The organism is Streptomyces sp. NPDC088707 (assembly GCF_044752725.1).
Taxonomy (GTDB): Bacteria; Actinomycetota; Actinomycetes; order Streptomycetales; family Streptomycetaceae; genus Streptomyces.
On record NZ_JBIVLV010000005.1, the window covers coordinates 486786 to 504631 of the forward strand.

General features: G+C 74.4%; 14 protein-coding genes. 5 read left to right on the forward strand and 9 right to left on the reverse strand.

Features of this window, described 5'->3' with window-relative positions; genetic code table 11:
• Nucleotides 1–98 precede the first annotated feature (98 nt).
• The gene (locus ACIP84_RS18670; RefSeq protein WP_355964912.1) at nt 99–1166 is read left to right on the forward strand and encodes an alkene reductase; all 1068 of its coding nucleotides are present in this window, start codon (nt 99–101) and stop codon (nt 1164–1166) included.
• Between the two features lie 163 nt (nt 1167–1329).
• On the opposite strand, the gene ACIP84_RS18675 is transcribed toward ACIP84_RS18670, so the two are convergent.
• Nucleotides 1330–2433 carry a pyridoxal-phosphate-dependent aminotransferase family protein gene (locus ACIP84_RS18675; RefSeq protein WP_401798835.1) on the reverse strand — a complete coding sequence of 368 codons (1104 nt, stop codon included), beginning with the start codon at nt 2431–2433 and terminating at the stop codon, nt 1330–1332.
• Between the two features lie 106 nt (nt 2434–2539).
• On the opposite strand from ACIP84_RS18675, the gene ACIP84_RS18680 reads away from it, so the two are divergent.
• Nucleotides 2540–3625: an amidohydrolase family protein gene (locus ACIP84_RS18680; RefSeq protein WP_401798724.1), complete on the forward strand. Its 1086-nt coding sequence runs from the start codon at nt 2540–2542 to the stop codon at nt 3623–3625.
• Nucleotides 3626–3652: 27 nt separating this feature from the next.
• On the opposite strand, the gene ACIP84_RS18685 is transcribed toward ACIP84_RS18680, so the two are convergent.
• Nucleotides 3653–4222, reverse strand: coding sequence for a GNAT family N-acetyltransferase (locus tag ACIP84_RS18685; RefSeq protein WP_401798725.1), 570 nt, complete (start codon nt 4220–4222; stop codon nt 3653–3655).
• Nucleotides 4219–6504 carry a penicillin acylase family protein gene (locus ACIP84_RS18690; protein ID WP_401798837.1) on the reverse strand — a complete coding sequence of 762 codons (2286 nt, stop codon included), beginning with the start codon at nt 6502–6504 and terminating at the stop codon, nt 4219–4221. Before ACIP84_RS18690 ends, ACIP84_RS18685 begins: the two co-directional genes overlap by 4 nt.
• A 92-nt stretch (nt 6505–6596) precedes the next feature.
• Between ACIP84_RS18690 and ACIP84_RS18695 the strand changes: the two genes are divergently transcribed.
• Both ACIP84_RS18695 and ACIP84_RS18700 read left to right on the forward strand, forming a co-directional pair.
• A complete protein-coding gene (locus ACIP84_RS18695; RefSeq protein ID WP_401798727.1) occupies nt 6597–7316 on the forward strand; it encodes a siderophore-interacting protein in 720 nt (239 codons plus the stop codon).
• A gap of 311 nt (nt 7317–7627) precedes the next feature.
• A complete protein-coding gene (locus ACIP84_RS18700) occupies nt 7628–8626 on the forward strand; it encodes an SCO1860 family LAETG-anchored protein (RefSeq protein ID WP_401798729.1) in 999 nt (332 codons plus the stop codon).
• Between the two features lie 164 nt (nt 8627–8790).
• Here the strand turns inward: ACIP84_RS18700 and cobC are convergent, their stop codons facing one another.
• The gene (gene cobC / locus ACIP84_RS18705; protein ID WP_401798731.1) at nt 8791–10347 is read right to left on the reverse strand and encodes an Rv2231c family pyridoxal phosphate-dependent protein CobC; all 1557 of its coding nucleotides are present in this window, start codon (nt 10345–10347) and stop codon (nt 8791–8793) included.
• Between the two features lie 21 nt (nt 10348–10368).
• Here cobC and ACIP84_RS18710 point away from each other — a divergent pair, with 21 nt between their 5' ends.
• Nucleotides 10369–11097, forward strand: coding sequence for a ZIP family metal transporter (locus tag ACIP84_RS18710; protein ID WP_355964918.1), 729 nt, complete (start codon nt 10369–10371; stop codon nt 11095–11097).
• Nucleotides 11098–11099: 2 nt separating this feature from the next.
• Here the strand turns inward: ACIP84_RS18710 and ACIP84_RS18715 are convergent, their stop codons facing one another.
• From ACIP84_RS18715 to ACIP84_RS18735, 5 genes are all read right to left on the reverse strand, one after another.
• A complete protein-coding gene (locus ACIP84_RS18715) occupies nt 11100–12515 on the reverse strand; it encodes a cobyrinate a,c-diamide synthase (protein WP_401798733.1) in 1416 nt (471 codons plus the stop codon).
• Nucleotides 12509–13117: a cob(I)yrinic acid a,c-diamide adenosyltransferase gene (gene cobO / locus ACIP84_RS18720; RefSeq protein ID WP_030322647.1), complete on the reverse strand. Its 609-nt coding sequence runs from the start codon at nt 13115–13117 to the stop codon at nt 12509–12511. Before cobO ends, ACIP84_RS18715 begins: the two co-directional genes overlap by 7 nt.
• Nucleotides 13117–15180: a putative cobaltochelatase gene (locus ACIP84_RS18725; protein WP_355964921.1), complete on the reverse strand. Its 2064-nt coding sequence runs from the start codon at nt 15178–15180 to the stop codon at nt 13117–13119. The genes cobO and ACIP84_RS18725 overlap by 1 nt, the downstream gene beginning before the upstream one ends.
• 163 nt (nt 15181–15343) lie before the next feature.
• A complete protein-coding gene (locus tag ACIP84_RS18730) occupies nt 15344–16852 on the reverse strand; it encodes a cobyric acid synthase (protein WP_355964922.1) in 1509 nt (502 codons plus the stop codon).
• Nucleotides 16849–17838, reverse strand: a complete 990-nt coding sequence (locus ACIP84_RS18735; protein WP_355964923.1) for a cobalamin biosynthesis protein — start codon at nt 17836–17838, stop codon at nt 16849–16851. The genes ACIP84_RS18730 and ACIP84_RS18735 overlap by 4 nt, the downstream gene beginning before the upstream one ends.
• Between the last annotated feature and the right edge of the window lie 8 nt (nt 17839–17846).

Consider the following 17846-nt stretch of genomic DNA (forward strand, 5'->3'; position numbering starts at 1 on the left):
TCTCCCCACAGATTACCTTGGCTGGCCAAGCAATGGGTTACAGTGGCATCCGGGCCAGATACTTGGCCGACCACATAATGTTTGTGAAGGGGACAGCCATGACCACCGCCTTCGACCCCGTAGACCTCGCCGGGACCCGGCTCGCCAACCGCATCGCGATGGCCCCGATGACCCGCAGCCGCGCGGAGGGGGACAGCCGCACCCCCACCGCGCTCGTCGCCGAGTACTACGCCCAGCGCGCCTCGGCCGGCCTGATCATCACCGAGGGCACCCAGCCCAGCGCCGTGGGCCAGGGCTACCCCAACACCCCCGGCCTGCACAGCGCCGAGCAGGTCGCCGCCTGGCGCGAGGTCACCGACGCCGTCCACGAGCGCGGCGGCAAGATCTTCGTCCAGCTGATGCACGCCGGCCGGATCAGCCACCCCGTCGTCCTCGGCGACGGCCTCCACCCCGTCGGCCCGTCCGCCGTCGCCCCCAAGGGCCAGCTCTTCGCCGGCACCGGCCTCATCGACTTCGTCGCCCCGCGCGAGCTCACCGCCGAAGAGATCCGGGAGACGATCGCCGGCTTCGCCGATGCCGCCCGCAACGCCGTCGAGGCCGGCTTCGACGGCGTCGAGATCCACGGCGCCAACGGCTACCTGATCCAGCAGTTCCTCGCCTCCGGCTCCAACCACCGCACCGACGAGTGGGGCGGCCCGGTCGAGAACCGCATCCGCCTCGCCGTCGAGGTCGTCAAGGCCGTCGCCGCCGAGATCGGCCCCGAGCGCACCGGCCTGCGGATCTCCCCGGCCAACACCTACAACGACATCGCCGAGACCGACACGGAGGAGCTCTACCCCGCCCTCGTCGCCGCGATCGACCCCGTCGGCATCGCGTACCTGCACGTCACGGAGCCCGTGCCCGAGATCCGCGAGCTGACCCTCGCCCTGCGCAAGGCCTTCTCCGGCACGTTCGTCCTCAACCCCTCCACCGAGGGGCCGACCGGCGCCGACGCGCTGACCCTGATCGAGGACGGCACCGCCGACCTCGTCGCGTACGGGGCGCTGTTCCTCGCCAACCCCGACCTGCCCGCCCGGCTGCGGTCCGGCGGCCCGTACAACACCCCGGACCCGGCGACCTTCTTCGGCGGCGACCACCGCGGCTACACCGACTACCCGGCGCTGTAACCGCGGCGACCGCGGCACCGCGGCACCGGGGCACCGGGGCACCGGGGCACACGGAAGTACGCGGCAGTACGCGGCAGTACGCGGAAGCAGAGGTACGCGGAAGGGGCGGGGTCCGACACCGGACCCCGCCCCTTCCCCGTTCCCCGTCCCGTACGCGGACCGGTCAGACCGCCCAGGCCTCCGTGACCGCCCGGCGCGCGCCCTCCAGGTCCACCGCGCGGCCCGCCTCGCCGAGCGCCGCGCCCAGGGCGGCCAGCGAGGACTGCACGGCGCCCGGAGTCGCGTCCACCCCGTAGTGGTTGACCCGGATCATCTCCTGGGCCAGTGCCCCGCCGCCCGCGATCAGCGGCAGCGACGGATCGGCGGCCAGCGCCTTCGCCACCAGCTCCGAGGCGTCCGTACCGGCCGGCACACGCAGGGTCGTCGCGACCGGCGCCGCGTCCTTCGCCTCGTACACATACGGCTCCAGGCCGCCGCCCAGGGCCAGCGCGCCCGCCCGGGTCGCCGCCGCCGCGGCGGCGTGCCGCGCCATCAGGGCGTCCAGACCCTCCGCTTCGATCCGCTCCACGCAGGCCTCCAGGGCCAGCATCTCCAGCTGCGCCGGAGCATGCAGCAGCGTCTTGCGGCCGCCGTCGATCCAGCGCTCCTTCCAGTCGAGGAGGGAGAGGTACGAGCGGCGCGGCGCGGCCGGGTTGGCGGCGAACCGCTCCCACGCCCGCGCGCTCACCGAGACCGCCGACACACCCGCAGGCCCGCCCATCGCCTTCTGCGCGCCGATGATGCACATGTCCACGCCCCAGGCGTCCGGCAGCACCGGCTCGGCGCCGATCGACGCCACCGCGTCCAGGTAGAACAGCGCTCCGTGCGCCCGCACGACCTCACCGATCTCCGCCACCGGGTTCGTGTTGCCCGTCGCCGCCTCCGCGTGCACCAGGGACACGAAGTCGATCTCCGGGTGCGCGGCGAGCGCCTGCTCCACCTGCGCGGCCGTCACCGCCGTGTGGAAGGGCACCTCCAGGTCGACCACGGTCGCGCCGCAGTCCCGCAGCCAGTTGCCGAAGGTCTGCCCGTACGGCCCGGTGACCACGTTCAGCGCGGTCGATCCGGCCCGCGCACCGCTGCGGATGCACCCCTCCAGCGGGAGCAGCGCCTCGCCCTGGGTGATCACCACGTCCTGCTCCGTGGAGAGCAGCGCGGCCACCCGCCGCTCGATCGACGCGAAATGCGCGGCGGTCAGCGGGGCCAGGTCCAGGAGCGGATGTGTCACGGTCACGACGGTGCCTTCTTCGACTCGGATTCGTGCGGGCGGAACTCCGGATCAGGGTACCGAGGGGCCCTCCCCCGCCGGGGTCCCGTCCTCGTACAGTGCAGACATGAGTGATCGCGCGGTGCTGCACGTGAAGGGACGGGTGCTCGTCGGCCCCGAGGACGTACGCGACGAACTGTGGTGCGTCGACGGGCGGGTCACCTTCGACAGGCCCGCCGCCGAGGCGGTCACCGTCAAGGGCTGGGTGCTGCCCGGACTCGTCGACGCCCACTGCCACGTCGGACTCGACCGGCATGGCCCCGTCGACGAGGCGACCAGCGAGAAGCAGGCCCTCACCGACCGGGACGCGGGCACCCTGCTGATCCGGGACGCGGGCTCGCCCTCCGACACCCGCTGGATCGACGAGCGGGAGGACCTGCCGAAGATCATCCGCGCGGGGCGGCACATTGCCCGCACCCGCCGCTACATCCGCAACTACGCCCACGAGATCGAGCCCGCCGACCTCGTGGCCTACGTCGGCCGAGAGGCCCGGCGCGGCGACGGCTGGGTCAAGCTGGTCGGCGACTGGATCGACCGCGAGGCCGGCGACCTCACCGCCTGCTGGCCGCGCGCCGAGGTCGAGGCGGCCATCGCCGAGGCCCACCGGCTCGGCGCCCGCGTCACCGCGCACTGCTTCGCCGAGGACTCGCTCCGCGACCTCGTCGAGGCCGGCATCGACTGCGTCGAGCACGCCACCGGCCTCACCGAGGACACCATCCCGCTCTTCGCCGAGCGGGGCGTGGCGATCGTCCCGACCCTGGTCAACATCGCGACCTTCCCGCACCTCGCCGCGGGCGGCGAGGAGAAGTTCCCCCGCTGGTCGGCCCATATGCGCAGGCTGCACGAGCGCCGGTACGACACCGTGCGCGCCGCATTCGACGCGGGCGTCCCGGTCTTCGTCGGCACCGACGCGGGCGGCTCCCTCGCCCACGGCCTGGTCGCCGAGGAGGTCGAGGAGCTGACCAAGGCCGGCATCCCGCCGATCGACGCGCTCGCGGCGACCGCCTGGGGGGCCAGGGCGTGGCTGGGGCGCCCGTCCCTGGAGGAGGGCGCCCCGGCCGACCTCGTGGTCTACGGCGAGGACCCGCGCGCGGACGTCCGCGTCCTCGCGGCCCCGCGCCGGGTCGTCGTCAACGGACGGGTGGTCGGCTAGGCCCCCCGCCCGCCCGCGGTCGGCTGCTCAGCCGCGGGTCAGGAAGGCCAGCCGTGCCTTCTTCTCCGGGATGAAGACCTCCGGCAGGTCCACCTCGGGCAGTACGACCTCCGGGCCCAGCTCGAACCCGGCGCGCACCATGCGGGCGATCGCCTTCTCGTTGGAGGCGTCCGGCTCCACGACCACACGGGTGTGGTCGCGCAGCGTGAAGCCGATGAGCACGGACAGGAGCCGGCCGGTGAAGCCCGGCTGCGGCGCCGGGTTCGGCGCGATGAGGAAGTGCGCGCCGACGTCCCCGGGCCGCACCTCGTAGCACTCGCTGACGCGGTCGGCCTCGGGGTCGTACGTCTGGAGCAGGGCGACGGGCTCGTCGTCCAGGATCACCAGGAAGCCGTGGTGGGTGGTGAGCGAGTCGAGGTGCGCGTAGACGTCCCGGACCTGCTCGACGGTGGTGCCGACCATCCCCCAGAAGCGGGACCGCTCCTCGTTGACCCAGGCGTGCAGGAGCACGGCGTCGCGCTCCGGCTCGACGGGCCGGACCGTGACGGTGCCGAAGCCGTCGATGCTCCGGACATAGGGGGCGGTGGCGGTGGTCATCCCTGCTCCTTGGTGAGGTTCTGCCAGTCGGTGGTGACGGGGGCGAGTTCGCCCCTCAGCCACAGCGGAAGCTGGTCGCGGTGGTGCGGGTCGCCGGGCACGCCGGACGCGCCGAACGGCACGATCCAGCCGCTCCGTTCGCGGTCGGCGAGGTCCCAGACGTAGCGGGCGGCGGAGGCCCGGGCGCTGCGGTCGGTCCACCCGGGCACGCTGGACGTGGAGAGCACGCAGTCGTGGTCCCCGCCGAGTCCCGGCCACTGCGCGTCGTCGGGGTCGGGCAGCGCCTGCCAGGGCGCGAGCCGGTGGGTCACGCCCCAGGCGGCCGGGGGCTCGCCGGAGGCGACCTCGTCGAGCGCCTCGCGCACGATCCGGTCGACGTCCGCGGCGGGCACGGGCCCGGCCACGAGCAGGGTCTCCAGGGCGTAGGCGACGCGCGGACCCAGGGCCAGCCAGGGCCGGAACACCTCGGGGTACGGGGCGGGTTCGCGCAGCGCGGCGAAGGCCTCGTGGGCGGCGAACCGGCGGACGACGGCCCCGCGCACGGCGGCGTAGAGGCCGGCGTCGGCGCTCTCCGCGTCCATCCGCCGGTCCCAGGCGAGCAGCCGGTCGCGCACGGCGGAGGCGGCGGGTGAGGGGCCGGCGGGTGAGGGGCCGGCCGGTGAGGGGCCGGCCGGTGAGGGGCCGGAGCCGGCCTGCCCGCTCCCGCCGCCCACCCGGGCCACGGCCGCCAGGAGGCGGGCCGCCGAGCGGTTGTCGGTGTCCCGGTGGAGAGCGGTGATGCTCTCCGGGGTCCAGTCCGCCGAGGCGCCGAGCAGCGCGTCGATCCGGTCGGCCCGGTGCGGCGGGGCGAACTCGATGCCCAGCGGCGCCGCGATGCCCCGGGCGTTGGCCATCACGGCGTGCCCGTCCACATCGGCGCGGGGCAGCGGCGCCGGAGCGTCCTGCCACGCGTGCGCCGGGTCCCAGGCGGGCACGATCCGCAGCGAGTTGGTCCGGTGCCGTACGGGCACCCGGCCGGCGACCCGGTGCAGCAGGCCGCCCTCGGTGTCGGCGGCCAGGACGACGTTGACCGGCTCGACCCAGCCGTCGAGGGCCGTGTCCACGTCGGCGACGGTCCGGGCGCGCAGCAGCGCGGGCAGCACCTCGAACCCGAGCTGTCCGGTGACCCGCGGCGGGTACCGCAGCGCGACGCCCTCCCAGGCCGAGGCCCCGCCCCACGAGTCCCGGTCCTCCGCCGCGCCTCCCGATGCCGCGCCTCCCGATGCAGTGCCCTCCGATGCAGCGCCCTGCGACGCAGCACCCTCCGGCGCCACGCCTTCCGGCGCCGTGCTCCCGGCCCCGTCGTCCACCCCGATGATCACCGGGCCCCGGTCGGTCTCGATGACCTCGACCGCGACCGGCTCACCGCCCGCGACCTCGATCGTCTCGGTGTGCGTCGTCGCCGGGCGCCAGCCCTCGGGGCCGTACGCCTCCACCCCGCCGTCCGGGAGCCTCCGCAGCCGCTCCCGGTAGAGGTCCTGGTAGTCCGACATCGCGTTGGTGATGGCCCAGGCCACCGGTCCGGTGTGGCCGAAGTGGGCGAGTCCGGGGACGCCGGGCACGGCGATGCCCACCACGTCGTACGCGGGGCAGGCGAGCCGGATCTGCTGGTAGACGCCGGGCGCCTCGATGAAGCGGTGCGGGTCGCCGGCCACCAGGGCCGCCCCGCTCGCGGTCCGTCCGCCCGCGACCAGCCAGCCGTTGGAGCCCGAGGTCCCCGGCCCGTCGGTCGCGAAGAGCTCCGTCCACTCCTCGCCGAGCCGCCGGGCGACCTCCTCGCGCCACAGCTTGGTGGGGAAGCCGGCGAACAGGATGTGGGTCGTCAGCCAGACGGCGAGCGGGGTCCACGGCTCCCACCGGCCGGGCACGAGGCCGGTCTCGGCGAACTCGGGCGCCCGTCCCGCCCCTTCCGCCAGGCCGTCGTTGACCCCGTCCACGTACGCGCGGACCCATGCCGCGGTCCGCGCGTCCTCGCGTTCGAGCCGCTCGAAGCAGCGGCGGGCGGTGTCGGCGAGCCGGGAGCGCCGGGCGAAGGTGTCCCAGCCGAGCTCGGCGGCGCCGAGGAAGGCGGCCGTGGTGCCCTGGGCCCGGTGCCGTTCGACCTCCAGCTGCCAGGCCCGGTCGCGGGCGGTGACCCGGCCCTGCGCGAAGGCGAGTTCGTCCTGGTCAGCGGCGCGCAGATGGGGGACGCCCCACGCGTCCCGGTAGACCTCGATGCTCACGGAGACCCCGATCCCGTCCATGTACCCGACATGGCTGCGGGCCATGTCCTCTGCAATTTCTTAGGTTAGGCTGACCTAAATTAATCTACAGGAGTTCAGGGGAGGGGATTGCGGTGGGTCACGGCTGGCAGGGTGCCGTTCTCAAGTTGATGCGGGGCAAGGACTTCACGTTCACCGTGACGGGGGCCGAGCAGGTCACCGAGGACTACCGCAGGGTGCACTTCACGGATGGCGGTCTGCTCGCCGCCGCCGGAATCCACCCCACGATGTGGGTCCGGATCTGGTTCGAGAACGCGGGCAAGCCGCACCAGCGCGCGTACACCCTGGTCGACCCCGACCAGAAGGCCGGCACCTTCAGTCTGGAGTTCGCCCTCCACGACGGCGTCGCCAGCCGGTGGGCCCGTGCCTGCGCCCCGGGCGACACCGTCGAGGCGACCCTCCAGGGGACCGGCTTCGACGCCCCGGAGCCGCGCCCCGGACGGCTCCTCGTGGTCGGCGACCCGGCGTCGCTGCCCGCCGTCAACTCCCTGCTCGACGCGCTCCCGGGCGTCCCCGCCACCGTCTGGTTCGAGACCCAGCACGCCTCCGACGAGGAGCTGCCGGTCCGGCTCGACCCCGAGCACCACGAACTGCGCCGGGTGCCGCGCCGGAACGGCGGGGCCGACCTCGTCGCCCGCGTGAAGGCCGAGCTCCCCGCCCTCGCGGAGGCCGACCCGTACGTCTGGATCGCCTGCGACACCGCGACCACCCGGACTCTCGCCACATACGCGCGCAAGGAGCTCGCGCTCCCCAAGGAGCGCGTCCACGCGCTGGGGTACTGGCGCGCGGGCTGACCATCCTGTCCTGATGCGCCGGGTTGACGATCCGTTACCCCGGCGCGCGGTGGCTCGTTCACACCCTTCCCAGGGGACCCGCTGTGTGTCCCCGCGTGCGAAAGACGCGGGACACCCGGGAACGGTTGTGTCGAAAAAAATCGAATATGAACACGGAAACCCCCCTTTGGAGTGAACTCACGTCAGGCGACTGTCGGTTCACTCTCCGTGCGTAAAGATTCCGGTGTCTCAAGTCGCCGAGGCCGCGCCGACCCACCGTCCCCGTGGTGAGCGGCCGGCGACGCCATGTCTCTTGTGGGGGTTCCACCATCTTGAACAGCAACACCTTCCGCACGCCCGCACGCCGTACCGCCGCAGCCGCGACCGTCGCCGCCCTGGCCGTCGGCCCCGTGCTCCTCGCGGCCCCGGCGGCCCAGGCCACGGGCGGCGAAGGGCGCGCCACCGCCGTCGTCCTGCGGACCAGTCTCGACGTCTCCCTCCTCGACAAGACGGTCGACGTGCCGCTGCGGGTCTCCCTCAACGAGGTCAAGGCGCCGGAGAGCGAGAACGAGACCGCGCTCTCCGTGAAGGTGCAGGGGGCGGAGGAGGGCAAGCCGATCGACATCCTCGCCGCCGACGTCGCCACCTCGACGGCCACCGTGGACGAGAAGAAGGCCGAGGGGTACGTGAACCTCGTCAAGGCCAAGGTCCACGTCCCCGGAATCCCGCTGCTCTCGCTCATCGAGGTCCAGAAGGTGACCTCCAAGGCACTGTGCGAGGTGGGGAAGAAGCCGGTCGCCGAGTCCAACGTCCTCGGCCACGTCACCGTCTTCGGCAAGAAGACCACCCTCTCCACCGGCGGCCGGACCCAGGTCAGCGTGCCCGGTGTCGGACAGGTCACCCTCGACCTGTCCCGTACGTCCACCACCTCGCGCACGGCGGCGGCGACCGCCCTCGAACTCAAGGTGGAGGTCGACCCGCTGAAGCTCGGCGTCGCCGAGGTCAACGGCACCGTGACGCTCGCCGAGGCCACCTGCGAGACGCCCAAGGGCACAGCCCCGACGGAGAAGCCCACCGAGAAGCCCACCGGGAAGCCGACCGAGCAGCCCACCCAGCAGCCCTCGGAGCAGCCCACCCAGCAGCCCTCGGTCAAGCCGAGCGACGCCGGCGGCATCAAGACCGACAACGGTGGCACCACGCCCACCCAGAACCTCGCCGAGACCGGCGGCAGCTCCACCACCCCGTACCTCGCGGGCGGGGCGCTCGCCCTCCTCGTGGCCGGCGGCGGCGCGCTCGCGCTGACCCGCTCGCGCGCCCGCTCCCGCGGCTGACGGTCCGAGGGGGACGCGCAGGGGCATGCGCCGGGCGGCGTGGTGGCCGGAGGCTCCGGGGGGAGCCTCCGGGAGCAGCACGGGTCCGGGGAGGGCGACGGTGACGACGCCGCCCTCCCCGGACCCTTGTCCGCGCCGCCCGCCGGTCGCCCGTCTGCGGCCGCTCAGCCGCCCATCAGCAGGGCCTGGTCGAGGGCCTGCAGGAAGCGGTTCGTCGTGGCCCGGTCCCGGACCGCGATCCGCAGCCAGTTCCGGTCGAGCCCCGGGAAGGTGTCGCCCCGGCGGGCCGCGAAGCCCAGCGACCGCAGCCGCTCCCGTACCGCGTCCGCCCCGTCGATCCGCAGCAGCACGAAGGGGCCCTCCGACCCCGGCACCGTCCGCACCTCGTCGAACTCCGCGAGCCCGGCGAGCAGATGGGCCCGCTCGACCCCGATCCGGTGCGCCGCGTGCTCGGCCTCCGCGAGCGCCGCCCGCGACATGCACGCCTCCGCCGCGACCAGGGCCGGCGTCGACACCGGCCAGAGCGGCTGGGTCCGCTCCAGGGCGGCGATCGTCGCCGGCTCGGCCAGCACGTATCCGATCCGCAGGCCGGCGAGCCCCCACGTCTTGGTGAGACTGCGCAGCACCACGAGCCCCGGCACGTCGGTCCGCCCCGCCAGCGCCTCGCGCTCGCCCGGCACCGCGTCCAGGAACGCCTCGTCGACCACCAGGGTCCGCCAGGGTCTCGCGAGCGCGGCGATCGAGGCGGCGGGGTGCAGCACGGACGTGGGGTTCGTGGGGTTCCCGATCACCACCAGGTCCGCGTCCTCGGGGACCGCCGCCGGGTCCAGCCGGAAACCGTCCTCCTCGCGCAGCAGCACCCGGCCCACCTCGTGACCGACGTCGCGCAGCGCCGCCTCCGGCTCGGTGAACTGCGGATGCACCACGACGGGCCGACGCACCGGCAGCGCCCGCGCGATCAGCACGAAGGCCTCGGCCGCGCCGGCCGTGAGCAGGACCCGGTTCGAGGGCAGGTCGTGCCGCTCGGCCACGGCCGCGCGTGCGGCCCGGCCGTCGGGGTAGGCGGCGAGTCCGGTCAGGGAGTCGGCGATCCGCTCCCGCAGCCAGTCCGGTGGGGTGTTCGTCCGGACGTTGACCGCCAGATCGATGAGTTTCTCGTCCCGTACCTCGGCGTCACCGTGGTGGCGCAGGTCGTGGGCGTCGGTATGCAGATGCATGTCCATGGCCGCCGTCGTGTGGGGGGTGGGGATGGTGGGGGGTGAGCCAGGCTCGCCAGCGATGTACCCGTGAGTTCGGGGCAACAACCGTACGCCTGGCGCGTCTTCGTTCGGGCGAACCCGGACAGAAGCGGCGAGAGCGCACGTTACGCGCCGGGATTTCCGCTTCGGTACGAGCAGCCCGGCGGACGGGCCGCCGCCCGCGGCGAGCAGCGCGGCCGCCTCCGCCACCGACGCCGTGCCCGTCGCGGCCAGCGGTCGCGCCGACGGATGCGGTACGGGCACGACCGCGAGCTCCTCGGCCGTGAACCCCCGCACCGGGACGCCGAGCTCCTCGGCCGCCCCCGTGATCCCCGGCTCCGCCGCCCGCGCGTCGAGCGTGGCGAGCGAGCGGACCTCCGCCCGCGTCAGGCCCGCCTCCTCCAGCACCGCCTCGACCAGGGCGAGGACCTCGTCCACCGGGACCCCGGCCCGGGCGCCGACACCGAGGTGCGCGGACGCCACCCCATCCGATACCAAAGGCCCATGGCTGTAGTCGTCGCGCTCGGCGCGTTCCTCATGACGCTCTTCGGAGGCTGGGTCGCGGGACGCGTCACCGACCGGCGCCACCTCGTCCTCGGCCTCGCCGGCGGACTCATGCTCGGCGTCGTCGGACTCGACCTGCTGCCCGAGGCCCTGGAGGCCGCGGGCGACGAGGTGTTCGGAGTCCCGGAGGCCCTGCTGCTCTTCGTCGGCGGCTTCCTCCTCGCCCATGTCGTGGAGCGGCTCCTCGCCGTACGCCAGGCCGCACACGGCGTCGCGGCCGACGAGAGGGTCCCGCAGGTCGGCATGACGGCGGCGGCCGCGATGGTCGGTCACAGCCTCATGGACGGCATCGCGCTCGGCGCCGCCTTCCAGGTCGGCGGCGGCATGGGCGCCACCGTCGCGCTCGCCGTCATCACCCATGACTTCGCCGACGGCTTCAACACGTACACGATCACCAGCCTCTACGGGAACGCCCGCCGCAAGGCCGTCGGCATGCTCGTCGCCGACGCCCTCGCCCCGCTGGTCGGCGCCGCCTCCACCCTGCTGTTCACCCTTCCGGTGGAACTCCTCGGCAGCTATCTGGGGTTCTTCGGCGGCGCCCTGCTCTACCTGGCCGCCGCCGAGATCCTGCCGGAGGCCCACCACGACCACCCCGCCCGCTCCACGCTGCTCTGCACGGTGGGGGGCGTCGGCTTCATCTGGCTCGTGGTGGGAGTCTCCGGCGGCTGACCTCACCCGCAGTGCTCCACGAAACGCGCGGCGGCCTCCGGGGATCCCGCCCAGTGGGTGTGGACGTAGCTGGCGTGCACCCCGCCCTGCACGAAGCCCTCGACTCTCCTCTCGGGCTGCCGCAGCCCCCACGCGGCCGCCGCCCCGGCGCCCGGCTCGATGACGGTCCGGTGGAACTCGTGCCCCCGCATCCGCGCCCCGGCGGGCGCGAGCACGCTGTCGCTCACCGCGACGGCGTCCCGGTACCCGAGGGTGAGCCGCTCGGACATCCGCGCGTCCGCGTCGAGCACCCCGCACATGGGGGTGCCGTCGAGCGACCGCGCGAGATACAGCAGCCCGGCGCACTCGGCGGCGATGGGCGCGCCGGACGCGGCGAGCGCGGCGACGGCCTTCCGCAACGGCTTGTTGGCGGACAGCTGCTCGCCGTACATCTCGGGGAACCCGCCGCCTATGACGAGCCCGGACGTCCCCTCGGGGAGGGCTTCGTCCCGCAGCGGATCGAACGTGACGACCTCGGCCCCGGCGGCGGTGAGCAGTTCGGCGTGCTCGGCGTACGAGAACGTGAACGCGGCTCCTCCGGCGACGGCGACCACGGGGGTCCGCGGGCCGCCGTTCCGCGGGGCGGTGGGGGTCCCCCCGGCGGGAGTCCGGGGGAGGGCGGGCACGGACCCCCCACCGGCGGATCGCCGCTCCCCGACCTCGGCCACCCACGGCTCGGCGTGCAGCGGCGGTGCCGACCGTGCGAGCGCCATCAGCGCGTCCAGGTCGCAACCCCGGCGCACCTGCTCCGCCTGTGCCGCGACGGCGGCGAGCGCAGCGGCCTGCCGCTCGGCCACCGGTACGAGCCCCAGATGCCGCGACGGAGTCGCCACGGCCGGCGCCCGCCGAAGGACACCCAGCACCGGTACCCCGGACTCGCCGAGCGCCTCCCGCAGCAGATGCTCGTGCCGATCCGTCGCGACCTTGTTCAGGATCACGCCCCCGATCCGCACCTCCGGATCCCAGGACGCGAAGCCGTGCACGAGCGCCGCCACCGACCGCGACTGCGAGGACGCGTCGACGACCAGTACCACCGGTGCCTTGAGGAGCTTCGACACCTGTGCGGTGGAGGCGAGTTCGCCCTGGTCCGCGGCCCCGTCGTACAGGCCCATGACCCCCTCGACGACCGCCAGGTCGCACCCGCGCGCCCCGTGCTCGAAGAGCGGCGCGATCAGCCCCGTACCGCACATGTACGCGTCGAGGTTGCGGCCCGGCCGCCCCGTGGCGAGCGCGTGGTAGCCCGGGTCGATGTAGTCCGGTCCGACCTTGTGCGGCGAGACCGCCAGACCACGGCCGGCGAACGCGGCCATCAGACCGGTCGCGACCGTGGTCTTGCCCGCGCCCGACGAGGGCGCGGCGATGACGAGACGTGCTACCACTCGATGCCCCGCTGGCCCTTCTGACCGGCGTCCATCGGGTGCTTGACCTTGGACATGTCGGTGACGAGGTCCGCGAAGTCGACGAGCTCCTGCGGCGCGTTGCGGCCGGTGATGACGACGTGCTGGTGCCCGGGACGGTCGCGCAGCACCTGGACGACCTCGGCCGTGTCGATCCAGCCCCAGTGCAGCAGGTAGGCGAACTCGTCGAGGACGTAGAAGGTGTACTTCTCCTCGGCGAGGTCCCGCTTGACCTGCTCCCAGCCCTCGCGGGCCTTCTCCTCGTGCGACTGCTCGCCCTCGGCGACCTCGCGCTGGATCCAGGACCAGCCCTCACCCATCTTGTTCCAGGTGACGGTGCCGCCCTTGCCGGTCTCGCCGAGCGCCTTGAGGGCGTTCTCCTCGCCGACCCTCCACTTGGCCGACTTCACGAACTGGAACACCCCGATCGGCCAGCCCTGGTTCCAGGCGCGCAGCGCCATGCCGAACGCGGCGGTCGACTTCCCCTTGCCGACGCCGGTGTGCACCATCACCAGCGCCCGGTTGCGGCGCTGACGGGTGGTGAGACCGTCGTCGGGAACGACGGTCGGCTGTCCCTGCGGCATTAAGCGGCCCTCCTGGCGGTGGTCTTCCGGTTTCCCTGTACGTCCCGGACGAGGCCGGCGATCGAGTCGGCGCGCAGCTCGTCCAAGGTGACGGCGGTGCCGCCGAGTTCACGGGCGAGCTCCCGGGCCAGCCCGAGCCGCACCGGTCCGGTCTCGCAGTCGACGACGACGGAGGCCGTGCCGTCGGCGGCGTGCAGCCGCGCCGCGCGGGCGGCGAGCGCCACCGGGTCGGCGCCGCCGCCGGTCGCCCGCCCGTCGGTCACGACGACGAGCAGCGGGCGGCGCGAGGGGTCCCGCAGCCGCTCGACGCGCAGCACGTCATGGGCCTTGAGGAGCCCGGCCGACAGCGGGGTACGGCCCCCGGTCGGGAGCTTCTCCAGACGGGCGGCGGCCGCGTCGACGGACGAGGTCGGCGGCAGCGCGACCTCCGCGTCGCGGCCCCGGAAGGTGATGAGGCCGACCTTGTCGCGCCGCTGGTAGGCGTCGAGCAGCAGGGAGAGGACGGCGCCCTTGACGGCGCTCATCCGCTGCCGAGCCGCCATCGAACCGGAGGCGTCGACGGCGAAGAGCACCAGGTTCCCCTCGCGCCCCTCCCGGGTCGCCTGCCGCAGGTCGTCCCGGCGGACCACGAGCCCGGCGCCGGTCCGCCCACGGGCCTTCTGGTGCGGGGCGGCGGCCTGCACGGTGGCGGCCAGGTGCAGCTTGGTCAGCGCGCCCCGGGGGCGTACGGATCCGGTGGTGCGGCCGTGCTCGGTACGGGCCCGGGAGCGGCGCCCGGCCGCGCCCTCGCCGAGTCCGGGGACGCTGAGCACCTTCGTACGGAAGGGTTCGGAGGCGGCGACGGCGGCGCGCTCACCGGAAGCGGCGCCCCGCGGGGCGGGTTCGGGGGAGGGCGCGGGCGGCGCGGGCGGGGAGGTCTCCTCGGGAGCGGGGGAGTGCTCGGCGGCGGGCCCGTCGCTCTGCGGCGGGACACCCCCACCGGGACCCCCGTCCCCGGGCCCTCCGTCGCCGGGCCCGTCGGGCTCGGGGTCCTCGTCCGGCTCCTGGTCCTGGCCCTTGAACTCCTCCAGGGTCTCGTCGAGCTTGTCCTCGTCGAGGCCGGGAGCGTCGAAGGGGGAGCGGCGCCGCCGGTGCGGGAGGGCGAGCAGAGCGGCCTGCCGCACGTCCTCGGAGGTGACCTCGGTGCGGCCGGCCCAGGCGGCGAGCGCGGTCGCGGTGCGGGCCATGACGATGTCGGCGCGCATGCCGTCGACCTCGAACGCCGCGCAGGTGGCGGCGATCTGGAGCAGTACGTCGTCGCCGAGCGTCACCTGGGGCAGCAACGCCCGTGCGGTGACGATCCGTTCGCGCAGCGCCGTCTCGTCCGCGGCCCAGCGGTCGGCGAAGGCGGCGGGGTCGTCCTCGAAGGCGAGCCGCCGCCGGACGACCTCCACGCGCTGCCGCGGGTCGCGCGACGCGGCGACCTCGACGGTCAGCCCGAACCTGTCGAGGAGCTGGGGCCTGAGCTCGCCCTCCTCGGGGTTCATGGTCCCGACGAGCAGGAAGCGGGCGGCGTGCCGTACGGAGACGCCCTCGCGCTCGACGTAGGAGGACCCCATGGCGGCGGCGTCGAGGAGGTGGTCGATGAGGTGGTCGCTGAGGAGGTTGACCTCGTCGACGTAGAGGATCCCGCGATGCGCGGAGGCGAGGAGGCCGGGCTCGAAGGCCTTCACGCCCTCGCTGAGCGCCTTCTCGATGTCGAGGGAGCCGACGAGCCGGTCCTCGGAGGCGCCGACGGGCAGCTCGACCATCCGCGCGGGGCGCTCGATGCCCGGCGCCGTGCCGTGCGGGCCGTCGGGGCAGCCGAGGTCGGGCGAGGCCGGGTCGCAGCTGAACCGGCAGCCGGCGACGACGGGCACGGCGGGCAGCAGCTCGGCGAGCGCGCGCACGGCGGTGGACTTGGCGGTCCCCTTCTCGCCCCGCACGAGCACACCGCCCACCGTCGGGCTGACGGCCGTCAGCAGCAGCGCGAGCCGGAGATCGTCCATGCCGACGACGGCAGTGAACGGGTAGCGGGTGTTCATCGAATGCTCGCTCCTTCGGGTGACTTCTGTTCGGCTCGGCCGTCGGCGCGTGACCCTTGGCCGAGACTGTCGGCGTTCCCCACGCGCGTGGGGATGGCCCCGCCGTCAGCCCGGCTGCGGGCGGAGTTCTCGTGTGCTCCCCGCCGACGCGGGGATCCGGTGCTCACGGCGCCCCCGGCGGTACGAACGGCAGCCCCTCCGGCGGGCCCTGTTCGATCAACCGCAGCAGCGCGTCCGTGTCCGCGTGCTCCTCGATCAGATCCCCCAGCCGGTCCAGCTGTTCCTCCCGCAGCGCCCCGAACGACGTGTCGGGCGCCGGTACGAACCGCCGCCCGGCCGCCGCCGCGACCTCCCGCAGGAACGCCCGCCGGAACCCGTCGCTCTCCAGGGAGCCGTGCCAGTGCGTACCCCACACGGACCCCACCCGACACCCGTCGAGGAACGGTTCCCCGCCCCGTACGTCCGCGACGCCGTGGTGGATCTCGTACCCCTCGACGCGTTCCCCGAGCGCCGAGCCCACCGGCCGGGCGAGCGTCTTCTCGCGCGCGAACCGCACCCGGACGGGCAGCAGCCCGAGCCCGTCGACGGCCCCCGCACGGGACTCCACCTCGTCCTCGATGTGCTCGCCGAGGACCTGGAAGCCGCCGCAGACGCCGAGCACCGGACGGCCCTCGGCGGCCCGTCGCGCGAGCGCGTCGGCCAGCCCGCGCTCCCGCAGCCAGGCGAGCGCCCTGACCGTCCCGCGCGTCCCCGGCACCACGACCAGGTCCGCGTCGACGAGCTCCTCCGCCCGGTCCACGAACCGCACGACGACGCCCGGCTCGGCGGCCAGCGCGTCCACGTCCGTGAAGTTGGACATCAGCGGCACGGCGCAGACGGCGACCCGCAGCACGTCCTCACCGACCGGCGGCGCGACGACGGACTCGCGCACCGCGCCCCGCAGCGAGACCCGGAGGCCGTCCTCCTCGTCGATGCCGAGCCCGTGGGCGTACGGCAGGACGCCGAAGGTCCGCCGCCCGGTGAGCCCGTGCAGCATGTCGAGGCCCGGTTCGAGCAGGGTCACGTCACCGCGGAACTTGTTCACGAGGTAGCCCGCGATCAGCTCCTGGTCCTCGGGCGCGAGCAGCGCCGTCGTGCCGAAGAACTGGGCGAAGACCCCGCCCCGGTCGATGTCGCCGACCACGACCACGGGCAGCCGCGCGGCCCGCGCGATGCCCATGTTCACGATGTCGGTCCGCCGCAGGTTGATCTCGGCCGGGCTGCCGGCCCCCTCGCAGATCACGGCGTCGTACGTGCTCCGCAGCTCCTCCAGGCACGCGAGGACCGGCTCGAAGAGCTCCTTCTGCCGCCCCCCGTGGTAGCCACGAGCACTCAGTTCACCGACCGGCCTGCCCATCAGGACGACCTGGCTTGACCGGTCGCTGCCGGGCTTGAGCAGGACGGGGTTCATCAGCGCGGTGGGTTCCACCCGCGCCGCCTGCGCCTGCATGGCCTGGGCGCGCCCGATCTCGGCCCCCTCCCTCGTGACGAAGGAGTTGAGGGACATGTTCTGCCCCTTGAACGGCGCCACCTTCAGCCCCTTGCGGACCAGCCAGCGGCAGATGCCGGCCGTCACGACGCTCTTGCCGGCGTCGGACGTGGTTCCGGCGACGAGCAGTCCCCCACCCCTCATGCGTTCCTCCGCTTCCGGGTCGACGCGGCCAGGGCGCCGATGATCAGCCGGCCGCCCACACAGGCGGCCAGAGTGAGTCCGGTGACCCGGCGCGACAGGCGTACGGCCCGGTCGATGTCGGTCACCTCGACGGCCCGGCCCTCCCCGTTGAGCACCGGCCGGTGCTCGACCCGGCCGCCGTACGACAGGGTGCCCCCGAGACGTATGCCGAGGGCGCCCGCGAAGGAGGCCTCGACGGGGCCCGCGTTGGGGCTGGGGTGCTTCGCCGCGTCGGCCCGCCAGGCGTTCAGCGCACCGCGCGGGTTGCCGCCGGCGACGGTCGCGAGGACGGCCGTCAGCCGCGCCCCGGGCCAGCCTGCCACGTCGTCGAGCCGGGCCGAGGCCCAGCCGAAGCGGCGGTGGCGCGGCGACTTGTGGCCGACCATCGCGTCCAGGGTGTTGACGGCCCGGAAGCCGACGAGGCCCGGTACGCCCGCGACCGCGCCCCAGAACAGGGCGCCGACCACGGCGTCGGAGGTGTTCTCGGCGACCGATTCGACGACCGCGCGGGCCATCGCGGGTCCGTCCAGGGACTGCGGGTCGCGCCCGCACAGATGCGGCAGCCGCTCCCGGGCGACGTCCAGGTCCCCGGCGGCGAGCGCGCCGCCGATCGCGCGGGCCTCCCGCCCCAGGGTCGTACCGCCGACGACGGCCCACACGGAGGCGGCGGTCAGGGCGACGGCGGCGGCCGGACGGTTCCGTACGGCCCGGGCGGCGAGCGCTCCGAGGGCGACGGTGGAGCCGGCGCAGACGACGGTGTGCAGGGCGCCCCAGCCGCGGTGGTCGTGGTGGAGGCGGTTCTCGACCGCGGCGGCCGCCCGGCCGAACGCGGCGACGGGATGTCCGCGGCGGGGATCGCCGATGAGCAGGTCGACGGCGAGACCCGCGGCCGCTCCGTACGCGAATCCGTCCGGGGCGAGGCGGCTGGTTCTGCTGCGGCCGGGCATGGCGCATG